The organism is Pedobacter sp. P26 (assembly GCF_050632135.1).
Classification (GTDB): Bacteria; Bacteroidota; Bacteroidia; order Sphingobacteriales; family Sphingobacteriaceae; genus Pedobacter.
Window position 1 is genome coordinate 118,853 of the sequence record NZ_CP192574.1, and the last position, 23,121, is coordinate 141,973.

Consider the following 23,121-nt stretch of genomic DNA (forward strand, 5'->3'; position numbering starts at 1 on the left):
AGTAGTATGAATTATTGGTGGGTAAATCACAAGCAAACTTATAAGGCGGAAGTTGGGGGTGGATATATTTGGTCTCCAATCAAAAATAAGAACAATAGCGCTAACAAAAGCTATACAAATTTAACCGAAACCAACATAGGCGATGTTATTTTCTCGTACGCAGGTGCCAAAATTAAAGCAATTGGTATTATTCGTCAACGTTATTCAAATGCTCCTGTTCCTGAAGAATTTGGTGTCGTTGGTGAACAGTGGAGCAAGGATGGATATCTGGTTAAAATTGATTGGGAGGTTTTAAATAGTTCCTTTAAACCAAAAGATTTTATCGATGACATAAAAGAAATGCTTCCATCGAGATATTCTCCACTACAACAAAATGGGAATGGAAATCAAGGTATTTACCTAGCACAAATAAGCGCTAAATTAGGTGAAAAACTTATAGAGATAATCAACTTAGAAAACACCTATATATTACCAGATTTAATACAAGACCAAAAGGAAATTTTAGACGACCAGGAACAAAAAGAAATAGAAAATTTAAATATTCCAGAACAAGAGAAACAACAGCTTATTAAGGCTAGGACAGGTCAAGGTTTATATAAGCGCAATCTTATTAAAATTGAACAGTTTTGCAGAATAACTGATGTAAGTGATCTATCTTTTTTAATTGCTAGTCATATAAAACCCTGGTGTAAATCAGATAACATTGAGAAAATTGACGGCAACAACGGTTTACTCCTAAGCCCCCATGTTGACAAACTTTTTGATAAGGGAATTATTAGCTTCAGCGATGATGGCGAGCTGTTAATTAAAAAAGAAGCGGCTAAAGTTTTTGCAGATTGGAATCTACAAAAAAAGAATGTTGGATCTTTTAATAGTAAACAGAAAGAATACCTTGCTTTTCATAGAAATTGGCATAAATTCTAAAACATAATTATTAGAGCTTATCTACAAATGGTACATCTGCATCAGCCAAATCTAATTCCAAAAGTTTTTCTTTATCGACCCATTTAAAAGCTATGTGTTCAGAGAGAACGATCTCGCCACTAACTATAATACATTCAAAAGCGATCAAGTTAATGGAAAGGCTAGGATACTTATGTATATGGGATCCAATTAATCGAACTATTTTAACTATTATATTTAATTCCTCTTTTAATTCACGAATTAAGCATTGCTCCGCAGTTTCTCTTTGCTCTACTTTTCCTCCTGGAAATTCCCATTTAAGTGGCAAAGACATTGTTGAGCTCCTTTGTGCAACCAATACATTTTTATCCTCATTTTTTATGATTGCGCAACATACGTTAACGGGGTTGGTTCCTTGGGATTTCATCAGACTACAATCTTAAGTTTTCATGATTTGTGTTGTTATTTTGATCAATGACAAACGGTTTTTCCATTATGAGTACTAATATTATTCGGTTAAGTAATGCTTTAGGTCTTTCACAAAAAAAGTTTGTAGAATTAGTGAAGGATCTAATGCAACACTGGTAAACATTGAATCTTGGGAAAAAATCCTTTAGAGTGAAAACTTTTGACGGAATTGTTGACATTTTATCTAAACCATTAAATGAATTAAGGGATAAGAATCTCAAACCTTATTAAAAAATATGAGAAGAACCCTGCAATATTAGTTATTTTTTGAGCAGTTCAACGATTGCCTAGGGCATAAAACAGGAGGTGCTAAATAAACTATAGATTTTCTAATGTTCTTAGAGAAATTAATAAAATCTGAAAATATCTTCAAAAAACAAATTAGACTTCAAAGGTAATTCATTGCAGTTGAAACTAAAACGAATGCGCTAATCTAATAACTATTGAACTTATCAAACTAAAAAATCTACTTTCGCGTACAGCAAAAAATAGATCATTTTTTAAGCACTCTCATTTTATCTGGCTATTTCTCCATCGTATAAATTCCTCAAGTTTATCCTTTGCTTTAGGTAGTATCCTTGTTCCAATATATATACTGTTTTATGGGAAACCGTAAATTAATTGATCTGGGTTAGATTAGCTATGTATAGGGCTTATATCGGTCCGAGAACTAATTATTAATTTAAAAATTAATTATGGAAGCAATCAAACCTGGGCCTAAGCCCAAAACAGAGAAAGGAAATGATGATAAGTGAAAGAGGGTTTTGCCAGAGACCACACCGGAACACCCTGATCTTAAGCCGCACATACACAAACCAAATTTACATTTCAAATGTATCAATTTATCAGATAAGATATTTTTAAATGAATCAAGCCATGGGCCTCCAATGGAAAACTTGAATGACAGGCGGTTGACCATATTTAATTTAAAGCTATTATTCTTTGACTAATAAGCTGTGTGTATATTGCAGAGACTTAATAACTTCAAATACAAATTCATGAGCGCTCATCAAAACAGATTAAAGGATATTTTTCATGGTGTACTACCTAAAGAAGGTACACCTGAATATGAAAGGATCGTTGAGCTACACAACCAGAGAATGGCCAATAACCCAAAGATTAAAAAAGAACTCAAGACTAATTTTGAAAAAGCCAATAAAACGGCTTTTATCCAGAATATAAATGGAATCGATTTAGGAATGGATAATGAAATCAGGCATTTCCTCAGAGAGTTCAATAGCCGACTTTTAAGCCTAGGCTTAAGATCTATGCCCCTTATGTTTAATATTCTGGAAGCATTTTTTATATATGATAAAAAGATCATGTATTTTGAGTTATTGGAAGAAGAGGATTATCTGTTATCGTTTTTTGACTTTACCAATTATATTGTTTCTGAGGCTTTTGATGGAAACATAGAGTCTATAAAGGATTCTCTTGAAAAAGACGTGATCTTCAATTACAATGTCGGAGCGGACATCAATCAGATTACCTTTAAATCGCAAGACGGGGCTGAGTATGTAATTTCAGGGGTCTCTATTGTTAGAAGAGAAAATGAGGTAACTATTTTATTTCAAGCGGGTGAGATAACAGATACGGAAAGTGCTACCAAGAACCTTCCCGGATTTGATCAACTAAATCTTAAGAAAGGAATAAAACCTAATGACAAATATAAGCTTGAGGCAGTGAGGCTTAACCAGGATCCTAATCTATGGAAGTCTTTAATAATCTGCAGGGTTGATCTTGATTCTGAAACGATCGATGGAAGATATATTGCTAAAGACGTTGGGCAAGCATTCAATATCATTACAGATGAACTATCAGGCACGCTTCAAGAGGGCGAGCATTTTAAGGAAGAAAACAGAGAGGCCTATATGAACCATCTAAGGGATATTGAAAAATACAACCCGATATTTGAACTAGCCAAAATGGTACTTCATCTACCAACCTATTATACTTTTTTCGAAGATGAGATACTTGATGAGGTTCATGATACTGGTTACAAAGAAATAGCAAGAAGTCCGTTAAAGAAGAAAGAGTACAACATTGTTGACAATAAATTTAAAAAGCATACGAGAATATTATACATTCTGAATCGAAACAACAAGTTTTCCCCAGACAGGGTTTCAGTAAGAGATGAAAATTTTAAAATAGAAACTGCTGGTTATTGGAAAACGTTGACTCCTGATGAATTTGGAACAGATAAAAAAGGGAAGCAGATTACAGGAAAAACCTGGGTAGAGACAACAACCTCATATTTTGAAAGTAAGACTGATACGTTAATCGTGTCGGATAAGAAAAAGAAGGTTTACGGGGGGCCAATTCTGGATATATTTATGTCCTGAGAAATCCAACGTTACCAGATAATGTTTTCAAAGTTGGTTTGACTACCAGGAATTCTAAAGAACGTGCGTCCGAACTCTCAAAGACAGGTGTTCCGGATAAGCATTATGTAATGAGGGAGTGGAATGTTTTTGATTGTAAATTGGCCGAAAAGGAAATTCATGAATTGTTAAAAGCCTATAGGCTGGATCCTAGAAGAGAGTATTTTAAGTGGGATATGGATATTATTTGTGAAACTGTCCAGACTGTTGTCGACAGAATCAATAGTACAGTACTATAGTGCCACGACAAACAAAAATTAAATCAAGAAAAAATAGGCAACAACCTATAAGAATATTACCTTAGTTACCGATGTTATTGTTCAGACGTGGAGTTATAGAGGTATAATTTCCAGGCGATTGATCCTAAATCCACAGACGAAATGATAATTTAGAAACCTTAATATTAATTTATTTACTTAACGCCTCTCTATGGACCACCTTGACTTTAACATTTACTCTTTACTTGATGAAGTAAATATTCAACTTTCGGAAATCGAAGGTGCCGTGTTGATCCGACCATTTATAACTTCTCAAAAAAATTATACACTCGTAATTGAAGCTGCAATCTTTAGTAACGGTGAGCCGTTAGCGATTTTTGATACAAGGCCGTATTTGGAGCAGATCAGCACGAATGATATTAGAAACTATCAGATTGTTGAGTCGACTTCGTTTAAATATACGATAGTAACCAACGGATTACAGATACTCCTTTACAATAATGACAACACAATCCTCAGTTTCCTTGAAAATGCCAGAGATCTTGTTGAGAAAATCTTCGATATTCCAACGGATGAGGAGCTTCAAGGGATAAAGAATGAAATAGCATTTGTCCTTCAAACGGAGGTAAACAAATTTATCTTGAATGGAAAGATCCCAAAACAAGAATTGTCAAAGTACGAAAGTGTCAAAGAACTTTTCAATAATGAAAGGCTCAAAAAACATTTACACTACAATAGAAGTGGTCAATATTTCCGACTTGGTAAGGATATTACCTTGGATGGGAATTTTGAAAACAGATTGTTCAATATCCTACTTGACGATCTGCCTTTAGATACATTAATATATAGATACGCCTCGCTAGAAACTGTTTTCGCTACAGTGGATGGCAACACCATACGAATGAACGGCATTGCTGGAATGAATGACACTTCAGAGGTTGAATATGTCGACCAATATCTTGATAGCACTTATACTGTTTTTAACAATCCGGCAGAGCTTAAAGAAATGAACAGACGGTTTATTTCCTGCTGCTCTACTGTAAAGGATAAATTAAATCAGTGGCGACTGTACGGGGATGACTGCAAAGGTGCGTGTCTAGTATTCAGGATTGACAAGGGTGGTAACCTACCTGGCGTTAAACTGAAGAAAGTTAGCTATGGAACTCAGCAAAGCAGCGGTATTCCTTACCATTTAGAGCTGGAGCTTATTAAGAATTTAATGGAGCAGGTCCGGTTGAAGATTGGTCAGAAACTAAAGTTCAAAAGTCTGGGTATCTGGAAACACTTTTTCAAGCCATTTGAATATACAGAGGAAAGTGAGGTAAGATTATTATTGGCGCTCAACAATACCAACCGCAGAATCAAGGGGGCAACGGAAAGTCTTGAAAGGAAGTGGAATCTCACTTATAGTCATAAGATAATTGCACCGTTTATAAGCGTTCCTATAGTTAATACCCTCCTTCCTGTCACACTCGAAAAAATTACCCTCGGGAGTAAATGTCCTGAGAAACAACTTAATCATGTTCAATTAAAAATGCTTTTAGAAGAAAGAGGACTTCTTTCGGTTGAAGTCGATTTTTCTGGAATAAATAATTATCGTTAATTTATCGGTTTGGAAAAGATAACTACAGTCATTGAACAATATTTGGCGGAGGCCAGTGCAGATACTCTTCATAGGTATCATTCATGGGATCATTGCCGGAAAGTCTTTGCTTTGAGCGGACCAACAATTCACCATCAGTTACATCTTGGATTTTATTTGGCAAGTTGGGGAATGTACCGGGGATCCGGAGGATTATTACAAAAGAATCATATGGTCCATGAAGGAGTGGTAGATATTTACTATTCTGGCAAGTTTGAGCACTTGAAACACTATCGACCAACAGATTTAAGTGATGTTATAATTGATGAAATATTGGGTTTAAAAAGGGAAGTTTCCAATTATTATAGAGGAATACGGTTTAAACGAGGAAATAAAGAGGAAAAAGCAATTAGCACGACGGATACCCTAATGAGTAAAGTTTTACTAGGAACCTTCGGTTGTACACCCGCTTTTGATGAATATTTTATCAAGGGATTCACTGAGATTACCAAGGATAAGAAAATAAAATTTGATAGAGGGGATTAGGTAAAATATTTCAATTTTACCATGACAATAAACCTGAAATTAATTTATGTACACAAATGATCAAGGATAAAAGATCGATATATTATCCACCAATGAAGATCATTGATATGTACTTTTGGCAACTGGGTTACGATAGCTCTTTAGAAGAGTCGACCACAAAATAAAAGGTAAAAGTCCTGGGCGATGGCCGGACTTTTATTTCTTCCCAAAACAGCAATTGATTGTTTTGCGCTATTTTCTTTTGCCTAGGCTCTGATTTCCTCAGTTTCTTTAAGGGAGCAAGAGGGTATCAACACCCAATGCGTTTTATGTATTACGAATTTGCTTCCACCAAAACAGACCATTTTTCGGAGTTAATTATTTATTTATCAATAAAAGCAATTTCAGAAAATAAGTTGTTGTGGAAAAGGTATAGCGTTATGAATGCAGACTATAGGGTGATTTTTTACTTTTGAAGATTTGTGGAGCTTTAACGAGTAGGATATAAGGAAAGATCTTATGTTTCTTTCTCCACAGATACAAGTTCTGGTAAAAAAATAAATCGTTACTTAGCATCCTATCTTTATTTGCCTCCAATTGCTATTTAGATAGTCTAATTGCTTTGATAAATTTGTCAACTATAAATTCAATCTTATTATGGTGTAAATATTTTATAATTTTAAATGCAAACTTACGCATTTCACATCCCTTGGGTTTTAGATATTGGGTTTGATTTTGTCGTCAAATACACCCTTAATATATTCACCTAGTGCTCCAAACACATAAAACATTCTAGTGAAATAATTAATTAGCAGAACATAAAGAACAACCCTTGTAATAAACACCAAAAAATTAAATGAGAATATTTTTATTTTAACAAGATTTAAATTTTGAAATTCAAATTTGTAATCTAATAAGTCTATATCACTAAAAATATTACCCATCATCAACGGAATTAACAAAATCATTATTAATAGTATAGCTATCAAAAGTGATTCAAGAGAAACATAAACAAATCTTTTTGAAAAATTTTTTGTCCGAAGTAAATTAACTTCTAAGTCACTTGGTATTTCGCTCAAGTCTGCCATAGCTGCTTCAGCTTTGTCTTCAATTTTGTAATGTGAAATGTATTTATCAAAAATTAAAATTAAAGTAGTGGTAAACAAACCTACAAAAATTGAAAGTGCAGTTACCATGTTAGCAGCAAAATCTTTGTTAATTAATTCCCTAAATAGCACAGACAAGAAGATACCAAAAACAAGCTGAGAAAAGTTTTTCTTGATAAGAATTAAAAAAGAAATTTTTTTATCTACAAAATTCCTGTTTTCAAGAAGATTTCTATTTCTCCATCTAAAACTTTCTACTATGATTAATTTAATGTTTTCAAATTTCATTTCAAATCTACTTCTGGATATATTTCCGGTACAACAATCTCGCTCAAAGCTTTAATAGCATATTTTTTTAACGCATCGAAATCAGGTGTACCATTTTCTGAAACTTTTATGTGATTCTTTAAATATATTGTTGCCTTTATATCCATCGCGCTGTCTAGTTCAAATGGGGTTTCACTCGAATAAGTATCATCAGACTTAATATACGCTTTTTTTGATTAAAATTTTCTAAAGTCAATTCTTGCGGATTCTTATCAAAAAAAGATAAATTAAATTTCCCTATTTTTTGTTTTAATTTATCTAATTTACTGAGCTGAACAGTACCTTGTGGTCTAATAGAAATTGTGACTTTATAATCATTGTTATGGAAAACCTCATCTTTTACCGATTTTCCAATTATCTTTTGGGTAAAAGTAAACTCTTTTATTACGGAATGCTCTTTAAAAACCTCTTGTAATTTTTTTGGCATAAATTCAGAAAGAATTGCATTAAAAGAAAATGCTGATAAGCTAAATAAGCGTTCAATAAATGGCTTAAAAATATCGTTAATGGAGTCCTTGGTGTAAGATTGTAAAATCAAGATACCAATACTCTTGTTTAACGGTGTGTAAAGTAAAAATAAAAGTCATCAAGTAATATTTTATCCCTTTTAAGTTTTTCTGTTTCAATTGTTGCGTCAGTAATACTCCCTACTTCCTTTCCCGTATCATAATACCCTCCTGAAATTATTCCATCAATTATATTTAGATCCTTATCCAAATTAATACTTGTTGTTTTTTTATTATCTTTTTTTATTGTTTTTGCCGAAAATGCTTTTTTAATTTTCTGATTATCATTATAGGTCTCGTCAATTTTTTTATAGAGAAATTTATAAAAGCCACTTATTATGTCACTCGTTTTATAAATGCCTTTTTTAACATTTGCATTTTCAGGATTTTCAACTTTATATACCTCTTTGAAAAAATCTTGGAATGTTATAACATTTTTGTGATTAGTAGGTTTTAATTCTATTTTTAAAAATTCTAGTTTGGGATTCTTCGACATTATTATGATTGATTAATTATTTTATTATTTCACTTGTAATTATACTCATTTATGTATAAACTAATATTTACTAACAAAAATTTACACCTTTTTAAAGTTCTTACAGATGAGAAACAAGATCTTAAATAAACTTGTTGCGGTTTTATCAAGGGTTTATTGTCACATTTTATTTATTAATTCTTTTCAAGAAGTTTTGAAATAGTATCTATTTATAACATGATTAATACTAATTAGCTAGCATTGACACTACATCTTTACAAAGATATTGAGCATTATTGTAGATAATTATGGGAAGCCGTAAATCTTATAAATAATCTTAATGGAATATTTAATCCATTCCTAATTCTTACGGATATTACCTCGAAGCCTAAAAATCACATTCTCCCCATTGCCTATCAAGTGTATTATTGATCATCCCTACATGATCAATAATACACTAAATTCTCTTTATTGATAAGATTCTGGGAGAAAGTGTGTTTCCAAACGGTTTACTAACTACCAAGACGCTAAATGATGAAGAATGTTAATTAATAAATAGATCATATAATTATGACATCAAAGATTAAATAAAGTCCCGCTTATTTAAAAAGTAGCTACTTTATTTAATCAATTTGTTTTGAAAGAAATATTATATAATAGAAGACATAAGCTCAATGTGATGCATTATTGATGCTTTTTTGCTACCCCCAATTGTGGATTATGGTTTCTAGCATCTAAGTCCCTGTAAATATCCAAACCTGAAGATAATAGTGATAACGTATAAGGTGATGTAACTAATTGTGAGTTTGCTTCCGCAAATTTTTGAGCAGAAAAACCCTGTACAGTGGGGTTAAATGTTGAAGAAAAATGTCTCACCTCCAGGCCACCTGTGGTTTGTATTGTAACGTGAAGTGTTACGACATATACTTGTCCGCCGCCTAAATTGAAATGATCACCAATAGTCGCGTAATCACCAATACCCGCCCAACCACTTGTAGCCCAAGAAGCAAAATATGAATCAAATGTGCTAGCTGGTGGATAATCTGCATTCCTTAGTTCTCGTTGGAAACCATCTGTTAACAAAATTAGGTTAGAGTAAGATGAAAAGGCATTCCTGGTTGTATAATTGGTTTTTTTCTCGTCGAAAACAATGTATGCAGTCCGATTTGCAGATATAACATTTTGAATAGCAATCAAGTCAGCAATCAAAGGATTGTAATTGAAGATAATAACTTTGTCAAGATTGGAGTTATTTGCAAAGAAATTTGCTAATTCGTTGACAGAAAACCGGTTATCGATAATAAATCCAAGAGATAGGCCTTGGTAACCTGACAAATCAGTATCAACGAGGACTTGAATTTCTGATGTTATAACCCTATTACCAGCTGGGTGAAATGGATTTGTTATCAAAATAAATGGAATATTATTATCTGCAAGACTTTTATATAATTTACGTCTTGGCAGATTAACAGGTTCAATTATTGGTAGTGTATTGGAATATACGCGACTAGGAACCTCGAGCAAAGCTTCGATTTCGAATTGTTTGCCCCTTAAAAAAGGAAAGTACATAAAGAGATTTGATTAAGCGTTTAATTATTAACCAAATATAATTTATTCAAAGTTTCAATACAATATCTTTTTGAAAATCCTTTACTTAAAAATAACATCTTTAGAGAAGTACTACAGTTCTTAATCAAATCAAATTGATGTTTTGATGGTTTCCTCGCTTTAAGTGCAGTTTTAAAGACTGAACGGGCTTTAGAAGCGTTCAATTCAAGATACCATTTGTAGCAAAACATGTGAATTAAAGCTGTACCCATTAATGGTAATTTTTTATGAATATTTTTATAAGCCTTCATTAATTCACTTTGCCTTAAAGTAAGTCCTGCTTTACTAGGATCAAAGTTTTCAATTTGTTTTAAAGGCTTTTTGACACACTTTAAAACTCCATCATTATCAAAAATTATAATACCTATTGATGCTGGTAACATTTTATTTAAGTAGGCTAAAGCCTTGGGGTATGTAACTACATATACGAAGTCAAATAAATATTGATAAGCAGTTATTTGGCTCTCTAGCCTATCAAAACTATCTAATTCGGTTTTGATTTCGTAAGCTGTTGTGGAACCATTGACTATGACAACATCCGCGATTGAGCCGCCTGAATTAACTTCCCTCAAAAGGGTAGCGGAGTTATCATCATGATATTGAAGAAGAAGCTGATTAGCAATTTCATTCTTATAAACATACTCACACCTATAATACTTTTTAAGATAATTATAGGCAATTTCAAGGCCCAGTACCAAGTCCCACTCTTGTCCACTAGGGTAAAGATGATATTTATATATTAGAGATCTTATACTTTCTTCGCCTGTTTTTTGATGTATCTTATCTGATAACGCAGCATTAAAAATCTGCGATATCGCATAATTTATAGAATGACCATATTGGTCTAAATTAGAGGTTGTTGTTGAATCTAAAGTACTTCTCTTACTTTTTGCCATAAATTTAGATACCTTATCGGTACTTTAACGATGGCAAAAATATAAATTAAAAATGATTCCCCTGGTTTTGCTATACATGTTTCTTAAAGATTCGTGTTGATGCACTCTAGCAATCTTATCTTTCCATCCCGAACATACTTCTATTTTTAATTAAAAACTAGTGTTATCTTAATGCAAAAAAAATAGGATTTGGTTTTTTCCTTTGCAGAACTACCACAGCATAGTAAATCTTCGCTTGCAATCAAAAAACAACTAAAAAAATTATTGCGCAAATATATCTTTACAGATTTTTTGTGTGCGTAAATCCGAATGCCTATGGCGGATTGCGATGTCCAACATGCTTTGCCTTCTTACTCTGCGAAAAATGAAAAGCTTGTATAGAGTCGGGCTGGCACATGGTGGGCAATAACCAATTTATGAATTTACTTACAACTGGTAATTGCTTTAATCCTCGTTCAATAAGTTCTATTTAGCAAAATAATAACGCGAATTTGCGTGTGCCAAGCCGCAGGATATTAAAGCTGTTAATTCAGACAGATTTGAATGATATTATTGTAAAATGGTTAGCGGCCAATAACGAGAATGTACAAAATTGTTTATACGCATGATCAGCTATTGATCCCCTTCGAAAATATCATCAGTAATTACTAGCAAGAAACAGGTTCAAAGGAAGATGAGGTTTCCAAAATTGATTTCGAGAGTGCGGGATTTAGTGAGTGTTTACAAACAATGGACAGCCTTGAAAGAAACATATAGTATAATATTTATTGATTATGTCAAAAAGCTTGAAAATAGTTGCAATGATTTATTGGCTGCTTCTAAGTATTTTGAAGGATCAACAACTTTGAAATTGCTGTGTAATTAGTATTTCAATGACAAATCATAGATATAGCTTAATATTTTTACTTGTAATATTTAAATTCATTTGTTAGATTTGAAGGCTTGCATTTGAGCCGAAAAACAGTCATTTTGATAGTCAGTGAGTCCGAACTGTGTTTTTCAATTAATTGATAGTCAGAAAGTTATTTAAATAAAACTTGTTCTGGTTTCGTCGGATTTTTCCATAAGATATTGACTTTCAGATAATTAATTTATTTATCTCAATAAAAAGATGATGTAATTTATTTTGATATGATGGCAAACTCTCCAATTGCTACATTTTGCTATTCAATAACTTTTAGCTATAAATTATTTCTATAGTTATTGGTAAGATTATAGATGGCCAATTTTCAATTGTAAAACACTTAATAACCATGACCTTTCAATACGCATCTGATTTACATTTAGAATTCCCTGAAAATTATGATTATCTGAAGAAATTTCCAATTCAACCTAAGGCTGATGTATTGATTTTAGCTGGCGATATTGTAACTTTTAGCCAGCTTGCAAAACGTATGGATTTCTTTGATTATGTTTCAGATAAGTTTGAACAGGTATATTGGATTCCTGGTAATCATGAATATTATTACGGTGATATCGCCAGATGTTCTGGCCCCCATCTAGAGCAGATCAAAAATAATGTTCAACTGGTCAACAACATTACGATCAAAGCTACAGATTACGATTTAATCTTTTCAACAATGTGGTCTCACATTAGTCCTCCAAATGAGAGACAGATATATGATGGAATGTCCGATTTTTACGTGATCCGTAATAATGGGCAAGTTTTCAGGCCAGCTGATTACAATAAACTACATCAGGAAAGTTTATACTTTATTCAGGATGAAATATCAAATGAAAATGGACAGCAAAAGATTGTAGTTACTCATCATGTACCAACTTTAATGAACTATCCTTCCAGGTTTTTGGGAAGTATACTGAATGAAGCATTTGCTGTAGAATTAACTGAGATGATAGAAAAACATAATCCTCTTTATTGGATATATGGACACCATCACCAAAACACTTTGCCTTTTAAAATTGGTAAAACAATAATGTCAACCAATCAACTTGGTTATGTAAGATCAGGAGAACATACTAATTTTAGTTCAGCTAAACTTCTCGAGATTCTGGACTAGATTTTAAAGATTTGCTTAATTTTGCGGCAGAAAATATTTGTATTTGGGGTATGAGCTATTGTCTCCAAAAATAATCAAATTATCTGTTCTTCAAGAGTGTCTTTCCAGATTACAAATCCTTTCCGTTCATCTGAATAGTCATGTAGGATGCGGCTGAAGTTTGATGGTGCAGAAGTTAAGTAAGCTAGCCTACCTTGATTTCTTATAACTCTGATATACTCATTTATTCTTTCAAGTTCGATTTTTAAATCACCAACACTTTTATTGATACGCCAAATATATGTTGCTTCTTCGCTGTCTAATGTTTCCATTATCATATGGAAGTGATCTTTCCCATCCAAGAGAAACAAGAATGCGAATGGACTTAAGACAAATCTAACTTTTAATATATGAGTTGCATGGAATTCAGCCAAATACCTCAATTGTCTTTGGTGCCTGTAATTTCCTTTATTCAAAACATCATTAAGTAACTCCTCGCCGGATTCATAAGGCAAATTATTGCCCTCAGAAATTGCTCCCCCATTTTGAGTGGCATCTATCTTATATCCTGAATTTCGCTTAAACAAAGTATTTTCTACATACCGGAATCTGGCCGCCTCAATAATTTCCCTGCTTAATTTATTTATATCTTCCGACCTAGCCGATTTAGCTATGATATTGCCACTTCTTAAGACTAAAGAAATTTCGGCTCTAACCGACTTTGATTTTAAAAATTTTTCAAAGTATGGTTTCAAAACCTCAAATTCCGGCCTTATCGTCAAATTTTCAATATCAAAATTGATTTCCCTTCCATAATCTTTCACTGATATATCAAAAGCAACTGCTCCAAATAGGAAATCAAGCTTTTCAATGGGAATATTTATTGATTTTTCTATAATTGATTCTTGCTGTGATTTCGGTAATTCTTTCTGCTCATCAAAATCATCAAATAGAGTTAGTGTTTTTTCTAATTTTCTGTAGTAGACATTTCTTTTAAGAAACATTCGATTTAGATATTCAATCTTTATATCTCTGTAGTCATAGATTATTGGTTTAATTTCAGATCTCTGGACTCTTCCAATATACTGCACTAATTTGCCTTCAAATGAGAATGGATATACAAGGAACAGACATTGTGCGTTGCTCAGATCTGAACCCTCTCCAAAAAATTGACCAGTGGTAATAAGGGCTTGATAATTTCCGGAATTTAAAGCTCCCCATTTTATTTTCCGGTTAGCTTCTGAGTCATCCCCACTAAGTGTGATGACCTCAAAGTTTCTTTTGAGCTGCTGGTGCAAAGTTTCAATATGTTCTTTGCGCTCTGTTAGAATAATTACTTTTTTACCTCGGCCAATTTGTAATGTAATATCCTCTATAATTAAATTATTTCTTAAACTGTCATGTATCAGTATGTTTGATAGTGTTTCAAAACGATCTGTTTTTGCATTATATGATACATCAAGTGCTGTATTCCTTATAATTATTTCCGGAGATTGTTCGTTTTTTATACTACTGCTTTCTATTTCCGATATTATTTCCCCAAGATGTACAGAGATTAAGTTTCCATTATCATTTTTACGAAATGGCGTAGCCGTGAGGCCATAAAGATAAAATGAATTAAGTTGACCAATCGTGTCACTGAAGGTTTCAGCCGCTATATGATGACATTCATCCACAATTATAGTCCCGAATGAGGATTTTATTTTATCTGCATTTTCGCCTTTAAGCTCTTTAACCAGGCTCTGGATCATTGCGATCGTTATGTGGGTGCCGATTTTTCTTTTGCCTTGGCCGATTGTGCCTATGTCCTGTTTTTGTATACCCAAGAATGTTTCGATTCTTTCCGCCCATTGATCTGCCAATTGTTTCCTGTGTACCAATATAAGCGCAGGTTGCTGTTTTGATGCAATTATTTTTAAGCCCATTACAGTTTTTCCTGTCGCAGGCGGAGCAACAATAATTCCAATATTTTTCTTTTCTGCTGCTGCAATAACTGGGAATTGATACTCTCGGAGTTTTGGGTAAAACGAAAAAATTATTTCAGGTCTTAGAGTTCTTATATCTTTAAGATCATAATTAATCTTCTGCTCTAAACAGAATCTGATAAGTTTTCCTATGAAGCCCTTAGGAGCTGAAAAACCACTGGCATTTTCTCGGATAAACCTAAAATATCTGGGTAAACCAAATGTGCTCTTCCCGCTATTTTTTCTAATGATAAATTCTGTATTCGGAAAATTTAATGATTCCCTTAGAAACTCTGTCAAGGCTGGTGTCAGGCCTTCTCTACTGATTTTAACATCATTAGAAAGGCTGATTGTCAATTTTTTAGGGGACGCATTTTCATTAGCCGCTTCATTGAAAAGCGATGTGTATATATCATCTAAATATTGTATGTCGATACGCTCTATCTTTTTTAGAAAGCCCCATTGGTCATCATATTTTTGTAGTGTATCGGGATCTATGAAACAATTATTTCCTTGGCTACTAATTGTTTGATTAAGTGGTAGGGCGATGAGATTACCAATCCCTTTTCCAGAAAGGTAGTCCTGATTTGGAAACATCCTGTCGAAACTCGCATTTTTGTCGAAAATTGACACTACATTACTGTTTTCAAGAAGTTTTAACAGAATCTTCCGGGCTTTGTAAGCAGGGAAAGGCTTGTTAAAAAAATCCATACATGCCCGCCATTGCCAGACCTTGATCTCTCAAGGTAACAAGGGATTTTATTTTTTTGCATTCAGTTATAAATAAGCGACAATCGTTTATCCAATTTTTTTCATCGAAATCTGCAGCTATAAACCACGACGTGTTATTTTGTAAAAGAGGATAAATTCCAACAAATTGTTTTCCATTTAGATGATTCGCGATCTGGATATTGTCCAGCGCTTGATGTGTTTTTTCTGTATAGTTCTGAAAACTTCCACCTTTCATTTTGTGAATTTTATACAGATATGGGTCATACGAATACGCTGGTGAGTATCCGCTTTTTCTTTTCTTTTTCCCATCGCAATGCGAAAACATCTTCTCTTCCCTTAAATAGGGACTTATACAAATTAATTTGTTCTTGAGTCAAATTTTCCATTTACGTAGGATTCGATTATAATCTTTCTGTACTGCTTTTCGAATATACAGCTATGATCCTAAGATTTGATAATAAATGCTATGCGCTAATCTATTTTAAATCTTTTGAAAAAATTCGTGTAAACTTGCTAATCTAAATTTGCGTTTTGAACCAGGTTAGGTAATTCTCGATTTGAGATACCAGATAATAAGGGAGATTCAATAGTTTGTATTTCTTTCCGCCGGGGGTAACGGCATCAGTAATGTGCAGCGAGCCTGCATAAAATCGGACGGCCATATTATGTGGGGACAGATCCATAAACATATGCAAAGATTTTAATTTGCCTTCAGCTCCTGATTTCACTTCTACCGGAATGAGTTGCCCTTCAAAAGGTACAACGTAGTCCACCTCCGCACTTGAAGTGGTTTTCTCCCGTACCCAAAAATGGAGCGCACTTAACGATTTAAACTGTGTCGCTAATAATTCCTGGCCAACCAAGTGCTCAATTAAGGTCCCTTGATAAACTTTATTTAAATCATCAGTTCCTAAAACCTCTGTCTGTATACCAGCAAAATAATTAAGCATTCCAGTATCCAGCACCTGAAGCCTTGGAGATTTCCGATAGTCTGGCAGCAAAGGCAGTTTTACATCACTTGACGGGTAAATGAGCTCAATTAACAGCGCCTTTTCCAGCGTTCTTAATGCTTCTCCCATATCCCTGGACCGGTAGGGCGAATTTCCGAAACCTTCAAATTTAATACGCTGACCGGCCTGTCCAAATGATGCCCTTATCGCATGACCTATATGTAATGCCTGTGCATTTGTACCGGCATATTTCTCAACATCGTCCATATATGCCGTAATCAACGAATCGAAGATTGATGACAATTCCAGTAGATCTTTGTTTTTACTATACGCTGCAATAACTTCTGGCATTCCCCCCATAAGTGCATAGGTATGAAATAGCTGCATGAGTTTATCATGTGTAAAGGGTGGTGCGGGTACTTGTTGTAAATAATTTATCGCTTCCCGCTCACCCATAGCACTCAAAAACTCTGGAAAAGAAACAGGCCTTAATACCATATATTCCACTCTTCCGACCGGAAAGCTAATGTTTTTATCAAATAAAGTTTCGAGCATACTGCCCGCGGCTATTACCGCAATCCCTGGTTGGTCTTCATAAAAATAACGTAGAATGTTTAAGGCCTCAGGCACTTCCTGTATTTCATCAATAAACAAAAGTGTATCGTTTCTTTGGGTAAGTGACTGATTTTTAATAAAAAACAAAGACTGCACGAGTAATTCGATCGTTGTGAACTCTTCAAAAGGCTTTCTGTCAACAGCAAGCTCGAGATTGAGATAGATGTACTGCTTAAATTTTTTTGAAAATTGCCCAACAACGGTCGTCTTACCTACCTGTCTGGCGCCTCTTATCACTAATGGCTTACGATTTGATTTGGTAAGCCATTTTTCTAACTCCGTAAATATTATCCTATCGAACATTTGACAAACTTTAATTCCAAAACTACTTGTTGTTACAAAATTAGGGTTAATTAATGAATATTTCGTCACAGAATTAGGGTTAATTAATAGCTTTCCTGTCACAGAATTAGGGTAAATATAATTAATAATTGTAATAGAATTAGGGTAAATGTATGTGTTGTTATTACTGAAATGTTTGCGAAAATCATTTATTAATTTTCTTGATATTTTGTAGCTAGTTGTATTTAGATGATTTTTCTTGTGTTAAACGAATTCATTTCGTAAATTTGAGTGATAACATTTGAGCCCAATAACAGTCATTTTGGATCGTTAGTGAGTCGTAATTGTGTTTTGCAAGTAATTGTTAGTCAGGAGGTTGTTTAAATAAAGCTTGTTCTGGCTTCGTCGGGACCACTTCCTTAGATTCAAACCAGAACATTGTTGCGCAAATCGTTGATTTTCAAGACTTTGTTTTGGTTTTTATAACGCATTAATACCCATGGCTTTTCATTCTGAATGACTGGTTTTAGTGAGACGAAAATTTACTCATTCTTGTAAATAATTAAAGGTCAGCAACTTAATAAAAAAGTATTTTCAGCTGCTATACCGGACTTTCTTATATTGACGTGAAGCAGCTTCAGTTGGACCAGATCTCAAGAGGAGATGATGGTAACCTGAGGCTAAGGTAATCCTTGACCCTTACGATCAGCACCGCATTGGTGTAATACGTTTTAAGCTTGATCCGGATAGTCCATAAATTACGATCAAAACATGTCTGCTCCGCCAATGACCGCTTTACGAGCAACTTGAAGCAGCAAGCAAAAATGCGATGACGATAGTCATCCGGATGATCTTAATTAAGCAAATGGTTGAGTCTGCTTGTCGCTCCAGTAGGATCACTTGGGGAGCAGCATCCAAATCTGACGTGATTGATCCTCATGGGATACTCAATTAGCCCACCAATGTAAAATTGAGGTTTCTGAGCATTTTTATCTGAATTTCTCTGGTACATACTATACAATTTATTATAAGATATTGGGCAGAGCCCCCAGCTGAAAATGCATTCATTTTGCTTCAGCAATGACATTATTGCTTCAGCAAGATGCAGCAGATCATGCCAGCGGCATCAGCTATCTTGATCTTGCAGAATTCATCAGTCTTAAGTGTTAAATCTAAATGGGATCCGGGATGTCCAACTTAATACAACAAAAGCGAGTATAAATACCTGTTTTATCATTCGCGTTTTTCTACGCGGGGAACGGTCAGGCATTCCTCATTACTTTGACATAAGAAATAAATTAAAAAACTTTAAATGTAAAGTCATGTCAGAACACAAAACAAAAACCGGTACTTTTCATGTGATCTATCTAATCGATTCTCCGGTGGGTACTGCTCCAATCATCGAATTTAATTTAATCGTCAATACAGTGTCCAAAAGGATAACTGGTTCGGCCACTCTTCGTGGGCCGGGCATCGATGCTGACGACGAAATCAGGGGTGAATACCATTTTCAGACCACTATGCCTCATAAAACATCAATTATGGCAAATTTAACTGGGTATGCTTACTTTCAGCCGATAGGCCTCCCTGCTCCAAATTTAAAGGCATCATTGCTTTTAACTGATGATTGGCAAAGCGGCAAAGCCGTATATGAATATCTTGAAAATGGTCATTGGGTAAAAGTAGAAGAGTCTGTGCGAAAACTTGAAATAGCAACTGTATAATCGCAATTTCGAAGCAAACTAATGAAAATAATTATTTTTTTCCAAGCGATTAAATTCAAAACTATTGTTGTAAGCAAATTTGCCTTAAAGTAGCTCTATCAGGATTAAATATTTTCGATGGTGTACCTTATCATTTTATAATTATTGCAAAACTTTGGTTTTGCAATAATTATAAATCCAGGCTAAATATGCCTGCTTTTACAGCAAACAACACAAGGCCGGCGGTATTGCGGCACCCGGTTTTAAGAATAAGGTTATTGCGGTGCCCTTCAACCGTACGTACGCTTAAATATAATTTCCCGGCAATTTCAGCAGCGCTAAGTTCATTACATATCATCTCAAGCACTTCCCTTTCTCGCTTTGTAATATCTGCTGTTATATCCGCCAATTCCCTGTTTTTTTGTTCTTGAAATTTGCTGTATGCTGTAAAGCCTGCATGGTTTGCTGATTGATGTAAAAACCGGTCGCGTGCACCGTATTGATAGTGGTTATCAATTCGTCCTTATTGCAGTTTTTTTCAAGATAGGCATCGGCTCCGGCGGCTATCATTTTTGAGATAAGCCTTTCCTGTATCAGAACCGATAATACCACAATCTTTATTTGGGAGTACTGTTTCTGTAAAATTTCATTCAGCTCAATACCATTCATACCGGGCATGCTCATATCTATCAGGGCGATATCGGGTAGCGTGTGCAGGCCCTTTAATTTTTCCAGAAAGTCAGGCCCACTATGCGCATCGGTAACCAATTCAAAGCCAGGGATACTATTAATCAGCATTCCCAAACTCTGCCTGAAAATATTTTGATCATCCACAATGGCTATTCTGATATTTTCCATGTTAAATAACTGGTATTATTTTGATCAGCATACTAAACCCGCTAAGCTGGTTTTGGCCCATGGTAAAATCAGCTCCTATAATTCCGAGCCTGCTTTCAATATTCTGCAGACCAATCCCCTTTTTTGTTTTGATATTCTTTGGCATTCCACGCCCATCATCCTGATAACTCACGCTCATATAACCGCCCTCGGTTTCAAAGCTGATGTATGCCCGGTTAGCCCCAGCGTGTTTAATCGTATTATTCAGCAACTCTTCCATTACCCTGTACAATGAAATAGCTGCGGCTTCATTGAGCCGATCAGGGAGGTCGCCGGCTTTATTGCTGATGCTGACCTGCAGGCCACTGTGTAGTGTTACAAATTCGCTTAATTCTTCCAGAGCGCCAATAAAACCATAAAGCAAGATGCCCGCCGGAGACAAGTTGTGCGAGATATTACGCACATCCAAAATCACCTTATCAATAATTGATTTACACGAGTTTTTAAAACTGTCGAGGTCTGCGGATGTGCTGCGGTTAAACATCTCGATAGTGATTCGCAAATTCGAGAGCGCAGTGCCCACATCGTCGTGCAGATCCTGTCCTATTCGTTTACGTTCGGTCTCCTCCGATTCGATAACCGTTTGCAACAGTTCTTTTTGATGGGCAATTTCGGCCTGTTGTATTTGCCTTTGCTGCCGCAGCAGCTTGTTTTGGTGCCTGATGAAAATCACAACAAATGAAACAACCAGCATAAATACTCCGCCGATGCTTAGCAGCAACAGTATAAAAATATTATCGCTCGTTTTTTGCATATAAAAACCCGGTAGTAAATAACAGGTACATCACCATCACAAGGGTAGCGTGTATGGTAACAAAAAGATAAGCCACAGCTGAGCTCACTTTTTCAATAAGTACATTTAGAAACGCAAAATAAAAAAGAGAACTGCCAAAATAAACCAGCAAGCCGCTTACTATCCAGGTGAGCGGATAATATACCCATGATTTTTGATTTTCGGTTTCGCTGTATTTTAAAAAATAAAACAAACAGAAAGCAATAATAATTAATGCGGCAACCGGCCGCGGGTACGAATTAAACCGATGAATATCCTGTATAAAAACAAAATTAATGATACCAAAAATGGGGAAAATAACCATTAACCACCCGGCAAGCCTAACCGTCGCCGGGTGGTTTAAGACTAATTGAAAAAATCGCATAATAAACAAAAATTCAATTATGGTATAAACGTGCAATAATGGCAGGTTATTGATATGCCGCATGCCCAGTAGCCGCTCGGCAACATTGGTTATGCCGCTAAAAACCAGGTAGAATAATATTATTTTAAAGCTGCTGGTTTTATAGACTTTTATTATCAAACCGGCAACTATGGGTAGCAGTACCAGCGCCGGTACTATTATAGCAATATAAAATAGCTGCATAAATATTGATCAGCAAGGTCAGTCGGATGTAGGAAAAGGGATATATAACTCACTTGACAGATTGCAAACCGGCGGACAAGGGGTAGTAAAGTCGTATACCAATAGGTCTGTTTCGGTAGTATCATTTTCAATCGGGTCTATTGCTTCGCCTGTGTCTTTCAACAATACCGGAACTATAAGCCCGTCCAGATCGCCAACGGTGGGCTGCGCTTCTCCGCCAAGGCCAAAATACACTCTTATTCCAACTGCACCGGTATATTTTTCCTGTAATTGTTTGATGTCATCCATTGAGATTAGTATTGCCCTTGGTATTTTTTTAGGGTTATCTTTAAATTCAGGCATACTGCCAATCGTTTCCAACCATCGCTTTACGCGTTTTTTTGCCGTTGTTAAGCTAATAGTTTTATCATGAATGCTGTGCAATTCTATCTCGTTATTGCTGACGTAATCTTTATAAATTTTGTCCATTTTTTTCGATTGTTATATTTTTTTATAGGATCCGTTACTAGCACCCGCCTTTTTGCGGCCAGCCAGTAAAACGTAATTGATGTAAGTAAATTATTTTGTAATATTTTTCAATCTTTTTCATCAACCATAGGCTTTGGGTATATGTTAGTTTAGAGGTTGCTGTAAAAATATAAATTGCTGGCAGCATTGAAATAAAAACCCGCGAACGCTGTTTTACTGAAAAAATTACATTGTGCCGGCTCCTTCAGCAGGTATCAGGCACTTAAAAAAACAGGTTTGTCATTGTTTGATTGATTGAGGTTAATTCAAAGCAATCTACAAATATTTGAGATATTTATCTACAAAACGAGCTAAATTTCATTCAATAATAATTTTATAGATATATAGTGCCAAATTCAACTCCTTGAAAGCAAATGCCTGAAAAATAGCAAGTATTTATAACAAACTACTGTAGTGCTTATCCCGAAAAAATTGATTAAATTTAAATAGCGTTAATAGCTATATCTTGAGTTCATTAATTGATTTCCTATGTTGATTTTGACGAAAAATATGAGTTGTAGTATTTCACGACTTTACTGACCTTCGCAGTTAAATACTAATTCGCTTCGGTAAAAAAAGTATTTACCCATGTTGATTTGCCCTGGTAATTATTTAACAGATCTTGATAAGATAAAATGGACATTTGAGGTTGCCGGGAATCCCAAACAGTAAAATGTTGGTCGCAGTTAACCGCGCTTACAACTATAAGGTGGCCTGTTGCCGAGTTATTCCATTTAATAACAGCAATCACGGGGCGTTGATTGATCAGTTCTTCAATTAATTCATCTTTTGATACTGCTGCCGGTATTGCTTTTTTTGCAAACCTGTAATTTTAAGTACTTCACCAATAAACTGCGGTATGTTACAAATCGAACAGCTTACGCCTGCACATTTGCATTCTTTGCCCAAAACCCGCCATGCTAATTGCACCTGATCCTGAAACTCGGTTTTCCCGTAATAACGGGCTATAGATGCTGCTACAGCCGCCCAGCACCAGTTGCTTTTAAGTTGCTTGTCTATATTAAAATCAATTGATTCAACCATTTTGCAAGTAAATTAAAACCAGGGGCTGCCAGCCCCTGGTTTTGTATTAAAGAAAT

22 protein-coding genes and 1 pseudogene are annotated in these 23,121 nt (G+C 34.7%); 7 read left to right on the forward strand and 16 right to left on the reverse strand.

The window, feature by feature from the left end:
- The first annotated feature begins 6 nt into the window (after positions 1–6).
- The gene (locus ACQ86H_RS00585) at positions 7–924 is read left to right on the forward strand and encodes an HNH endonuclease (RefSeq protein ID WP_431293501.1); all 918 of its coding nucleotides are present in this window, start codon (positions 7–9) and stop codon (positions 922–924) included.
- A gap of 10 nt (positions 925–934) precedes the next feature.
- Here the strand turns inward: ACQ86H_RS00585 and ACQ86H_RS00590 are convergent, their stop codons facing one another.
- Positions 935–1,330: a (deoxy)nucleoside triphosphate pyrophosphohydrolase gene (locus tag ACQ86H_RS00590; RefSeq protein WP_431293502.1), complete on the reverse strand. Its 396-nt coding sequence runs from the start codon at positions 1,328–1,330 to the stop codon at positions 935–937.
- A gap of 1,039 nt (positions 1,331–2,369) precedes the next feature.
- Between ACQ86H_RS00590 and ACQ86H_RS00595 the strand changes: the two genes are divergently transcribed.
- The 4 genes from ACQ86H_RS00595 (at position 2,370) to ACQ86H_RS00610 (ending at position 6,098) form a co-directional block, all read left to right on the forward strand.
- The gene (locus ACQ86H_RS00595) at positions 2,370–3,713 is read left to right on the forward strand and encodes a hypothetical protein (RefSeq protein WP_431293503.1); all 1,344 of its coding nucleotides are present in this window, start codon (positions 2,370–2,372) and stop codon (positions 3,711–3,713) included.
- 38 nt (positions 3,714–3,751) lie between these two features.
- A complete protein-coding gene (locus ACQ86H_RS00600; RefSeq protein ID WP_431293504.1) occupies positions 3,752–3,991 on the forward strand; it encodes a GIY-YIG nuclease family protein in 240 nt (79 codons plus the stop codon).
- Positions 3,992–4,181: 190 nt separating this feature from the next.
- Entirely contained in the window at positions 4,182–5,573 is a 1,392-nt protein-coding gene (locus ACQ86H_RS00605) for a DUF2971 domain-containing protein (protein ID WP_431293505.1), read from the forward strand.
- 9 nt (positions 5,574–5,582) lie between these two features.
- Positions 5,583–6,098 carry a hypothetical protein gene (locus ACQ86H_RS00610; RefSeq protein WP_431293506.1) on the forward strand — a complete coding sequence of 172 codons (516 nt, stop codon included), beginning with the start codon at positions 5,583–5,585 and terminating at the stop codon, positions 6,096–6,098.
- 695 nt (positions 6,099–6,793) lie between these two features.
- Here the strand turns inward: ACQ86H_RS00610 and ACQ86H_RS00615 are convergent.
- The 6 genes from ACQ86H_RS00615 to ACQ86H_RS00640 form a co-directional block, all read right to left on the reverse strand.
- Positions 6,794–7,471, reverse strand: coding sequence for a hypothetical protein (locus ACQ86H_RS00615; protein ID WP_431293507.1), 678 nt, complete (start codon positions 7,469–7,471; stop codon positions 6,794–6,796).
- Positions 7,468–7,617: a hypothetical protein gene (locus ACQ86H_RS00620; protein ID WP_431293508.1), complete on the reverse strand. Its 150-nt coding sequence runs from the start codon at positions 7,615–7,617 to the stop codon at positions 7,468–7,470. Before ACQ86H_RS00620 ends, ACQ86H_RS00615 begins: the two co-directional genes overlap by 4 nt.
- A gap of 8 nt (positions 7,618–7,625) precedes the next feature.
- A complete protein-coding gene (locus tag ACQ86H_RS00625; protein WP_431293509.1) occupies positions 7,626–8,048 on the reverse strand; it encodes a hypothetical protein in 423 nt (140 codons plus the stop codon).
- A gap of 17 nt (positions 8,049–8,065) precedes the next feature.
- Positions 8,066–8,512 (reverse strand): hypothetical protein, encoded by a 447-nt coding sequence (locus ACQ86H_RS00630; RefSeq protein WP_431293510.1) that lies wholly within the window; start codon positions 8,510–8,512, stop codon positions 8,066–8,068.
- A 663-nt stretch (positions 8,513–9,175) separates the two neighbouring features.
- Positions 9,176–10,060, reverse strand: a complete 885-nt coding sequence (locus tag ACQ86H_RS00635) for a sce7725 family protein (RefSeq protein WP_431293511.1) — start codon at positions 10,058–10,060, stop codon at positions 9,176–9,178.
- 20 nt (positions 10,061–10,080) lie between these two features.
- Positions 10,081–10,995 carry a sce7726 family protein gene (locus ACQ86H_RS00640; RefSeq protein ID WP_431293512.1) on the reverse strand — a complete coding sequence of 305 codons (915 nt, stop codon included), beginning with the start codon at positions 10,993–10,995 and terminating at the stop codon, positions 10,081–10,083.
- A 1,253-nt stretch (positions 10,996–12,248) separates the two neighbouring features.
- On the opposite strand from ACQ86H_RS00640, the gene ACQ86H_RS00645 reads away from it, so the two are divergent.
- Positions 12,249–13,013 (forward strand): metallophosphoesterase, encoded by a 765-nt coding sequence (locus ACQ86H_RS00645; RefSeq protein WP_431293513.1) that lies wholly within the window; start codon positions 12,249–12,251, stop codon positions 13,011–13,013.
- Between the two features lie 74 nt (positions 13,014–13,087).
- On the opposite strand, the gene ACQ86H_RS00650 is transcribed toward ACQ86H_RS00645, so the two are convergent.
- The 3 genes and pseudogenes from ACQ86H_RS00650 to ACQ86H_RS00660 all read right to left on the reverse strand — a co-directional run bounded on the left by ACQ86H_RS00650 (position 13,088) and on the right by ACQ86H_RS00660 (position 17,556).
- Positions 13,088–15,313: a DEAD/DEAH box helicase family protein gene (locus tag ACQ86H_RS00650; RefSeq protein WP_431295504.1), complete on the reverse strand. Its 2,226-nt coding sequence runs from the start codon at positions 15,311–15,313 to the stop codon at positions 13,088–13,090.
- A 117-nt stretch (positions 15,314–15,430) separates the two neighbouring features.
- A pseudogene (locus tag ACQ86H_RS00655) lies at positions 15,431–16,074 on the reverse strand (TOTE conflict system archaeo-eukaryotic primase domain-containing protein); the annotation flags it as partial.
- A 132-nt stretch (positions 16,075–16,206) separates the two neighbouring features.
- Positions 16,207–17,556, reverse strand: coding sequence for an ATP-binding protein (locus tag ACQ86H_RS00660; RefSeq protein ID WP_431293514.1), 1,350 nt, complete (start codon positions 17,554–17,556; stop codon positions 16,207–16,209).
- 1,301 nt (positions 17,557–18,857) lie between these two features.
- On the opposite strand from ACQ86H_RS00660, the gene ACQ86H_RS00665 reads away from it, so the two are divergent.
- Positions 18,858–19,259, forward strand: coding sequence for a DUF1842 domain-containing protein (locus tag ACQ86H_RS00665; protein WP_431293515.1), 402 nt, complete (start codon positions 18,858–18,860; stop codon positions 19,257–19,259).
- A 169-nt stretch (positions 19,260–19,428) separates the two neighbouring features.
- Here ACQ86H_RS00665 and ACQ86H_RS00670 read toward each other — a convergent pair whose 3' ends face one another.
- From ACQ86H_RS00670 to ACQ86H_RS00695, 6 genes are all read right to left on the reverse strand, one after another.
- On the reverse strand, positions 19,429–19,647 hold the full coding sequence (locus tag ACQ86H_RS00670) for a LuxR C-terminal-related transcriptional regulator (protein WP_431293516.1): 219 nt from the start codon (positions 19,645–19,647) through the stop codon (positions 19,429–19,431).
- Complete coding sequence (locus tag ACQ86H_RS00675) at positions 19,635–20,096, reverse strand: response regulator (protein ID WP_431293517.1); 462 nt, start codon at positions 20,094–20,096, stop codon at positions 19,635–19,637. Before ACQ86H_RS00675 ends, ACQ86H_RS00670 begins: the two co-directional genes overlap by 13 nt.
- A gap of 1 nt (position 20,097) precedes the next feature.
- Entirely contained in the window at positions 20,098–20,889 is a 792-nt protein-coding gene (locus ACQ86H_RS00680) for a sensor histidine kinase (protein ID WP_138819115.1), read from the reverse strand.
- Positions 20,870–21,514 (reverse strand): hypothetical protein, encoded by a 645-nt coding sequence (locus ACQ86H_RS00685; RefSeq protein WP_431293518.1) that lies wholly within the window; start codon positions 21,512–21,514, stop codon positions 20,870–20,872. Before ACQ86H_RS00685 ends, ACQ86H_RS00680 begins: the two co-directional genes overlap by 20 nt.
- A gap of 18 nt (positions 21,515–21,532) precedes the next feature.
- Positions 21,533–21,982 (reverse strand): hypothetical protein, encoded by a 450-nt coding sequence (locus ACQ86H_RS00690; protein WP_138819113.1) that lies wholly within the window; start codon positions 21,980–21,982, stop codon positions 21,533–21,535.
- Positions 21,983–22,798: 816 nt separating this feature from the next.
- Complete coding sequence (locus ACQ86H_RS00695; protein ID WP_431293519.1) at positions 22,799–23,065, reverse strand: papain-like cysteine protease family protein; 267 nt, start codon at positions 23,063–23,065, stop codon at positions 22,799–22,801.
- Between the last annotated feature and the right edge of the window lie 56 nt (positions 23,066–23,121).

Excerpts from the sequence above, each read along its gene's own strand:
- ACQ86H_RS00635 (WP_431293511.1), bottom strand. The coding sequence starts at position 10,060 with ATGTACTTTCCTTTTTTAAGGGGCAAACAATTCGAAATCGAAGCTTTG.
- ACQ86H_RS00640 (WP_431293512.1), bottom strand. The coding sequence starts at position 10,995 with ATGGCAAAAAGTAAGAGAAGTACTTTAGATTCAACAACAACCTCTAAT.
- ACQ86H_RS00685 (WP_431293518.1), bottom strand. The coding sequence starts at position 21,514 with ATGCAGCTATTTTATATTGCTATAATAGTACCGGCGCTGGTACTGCTA.
- ACQ86H_RS00590 (WP_431293502.1), bottom strand. The coding sequence starts at position 1,330 with ATGAAATCCCAAGGAACCAACCCCGTTAACGTATGTTGCGCAATCATA.
- ACQ86H_RS00665 (WP_431293515.1), top strand. The coding sequence starts at position 18,858 with ATGTCAGAACACAAAACAAAAACCGGTACTTTTCATGTGATCTATCTA.
- ACQ86H_RS00585 (WP_431293501.1), top strand. The coding sequence starts at position 7 with ATGAATTATTGGTGGGTAAATCACAAGCAAACTTATAAGGCGGAAGTT.
- ACQ86H_RS00620 (WP_431293508.1), bottom strand. The coding sequence starts at position 7,617 with ATGGATATAAAGGCAACAATATATTTAAAGAATCACATAAAAGTTTCA.
- ACQ86H_RS00690 (WP_138819113.1), bottom strand. The coding sequence starts at position 21,982 with ATGGACAAAATTTATAAAGATTACGTCAGCAATAACGAGATAGAATTG.
- ACQ86H_RS00695 (WP_431293519.1), bottom strand. The coding sequence starts at position 23,065 with ATGGTTGAATCAATTGATTTTAATATAGACAAGCAACTTAAAAGCAAC.
- ACQ86H_RS00615 (WP_431293507.1), bottom strand. The coding sequence starts at position 7,471 with ATGAAATTTGAAAACATTAAATTAATCATAGTAGAAAGTTTTAGATGG.
- ACQ86H_RS00675 (WP_431293517.1), bottom strand. The coding sequence starts at position 20,096 with ATGGAAAATATCAGAATAGCCATTGTGGATGATCAAAATATTTTCAGG.
- ACQ86H_RS00605 (WP_431293505.1), top strand. The coding sequence starts at position 4,182 with ATGGACCACCTTGACTTTAACATTTACTCTTTACTTGATGAAGTAAAT.
- ACQ86H_RS00595 (WP_431293503.1), top strand. The coding sequence starts at position 2,370 with ATGAGCGCTCATCAAAACAGATTAAAGGATATTTTTCATGGTGTACTA.
- ACQ86H_RS00630 (WP_431293510.1), bottom strand. The coding sequence starts at position 8,512 with ATGTCGAAGAATCCCAAACTAGAATTTTTAAAAATAGAATTAAAACCT.
- ACQ86H_RS00660 (WP_431293514.1), bottom strand. The coding sequence starts at position 17,556 with ATGTTCGATAGGATAATATTTACGGAGTTAGAAAAATGGCTTACCAAA.
- ACQ86H_RS00645 (WP_431293513.1), top strand. The coding sequence starts at position 12,249 with ATGACCTTTCAATACGCATCTGATTTACATTTAGAATTCCCTGAAAAT.
- ACQ86H_RS00680 (WP_138819115.1), bottom strand. The coding sequence starts at position 20,889 with ATGCAAAAAACGAGCGATAATATTTTTATACTGTTGCTGCTAAGCATC.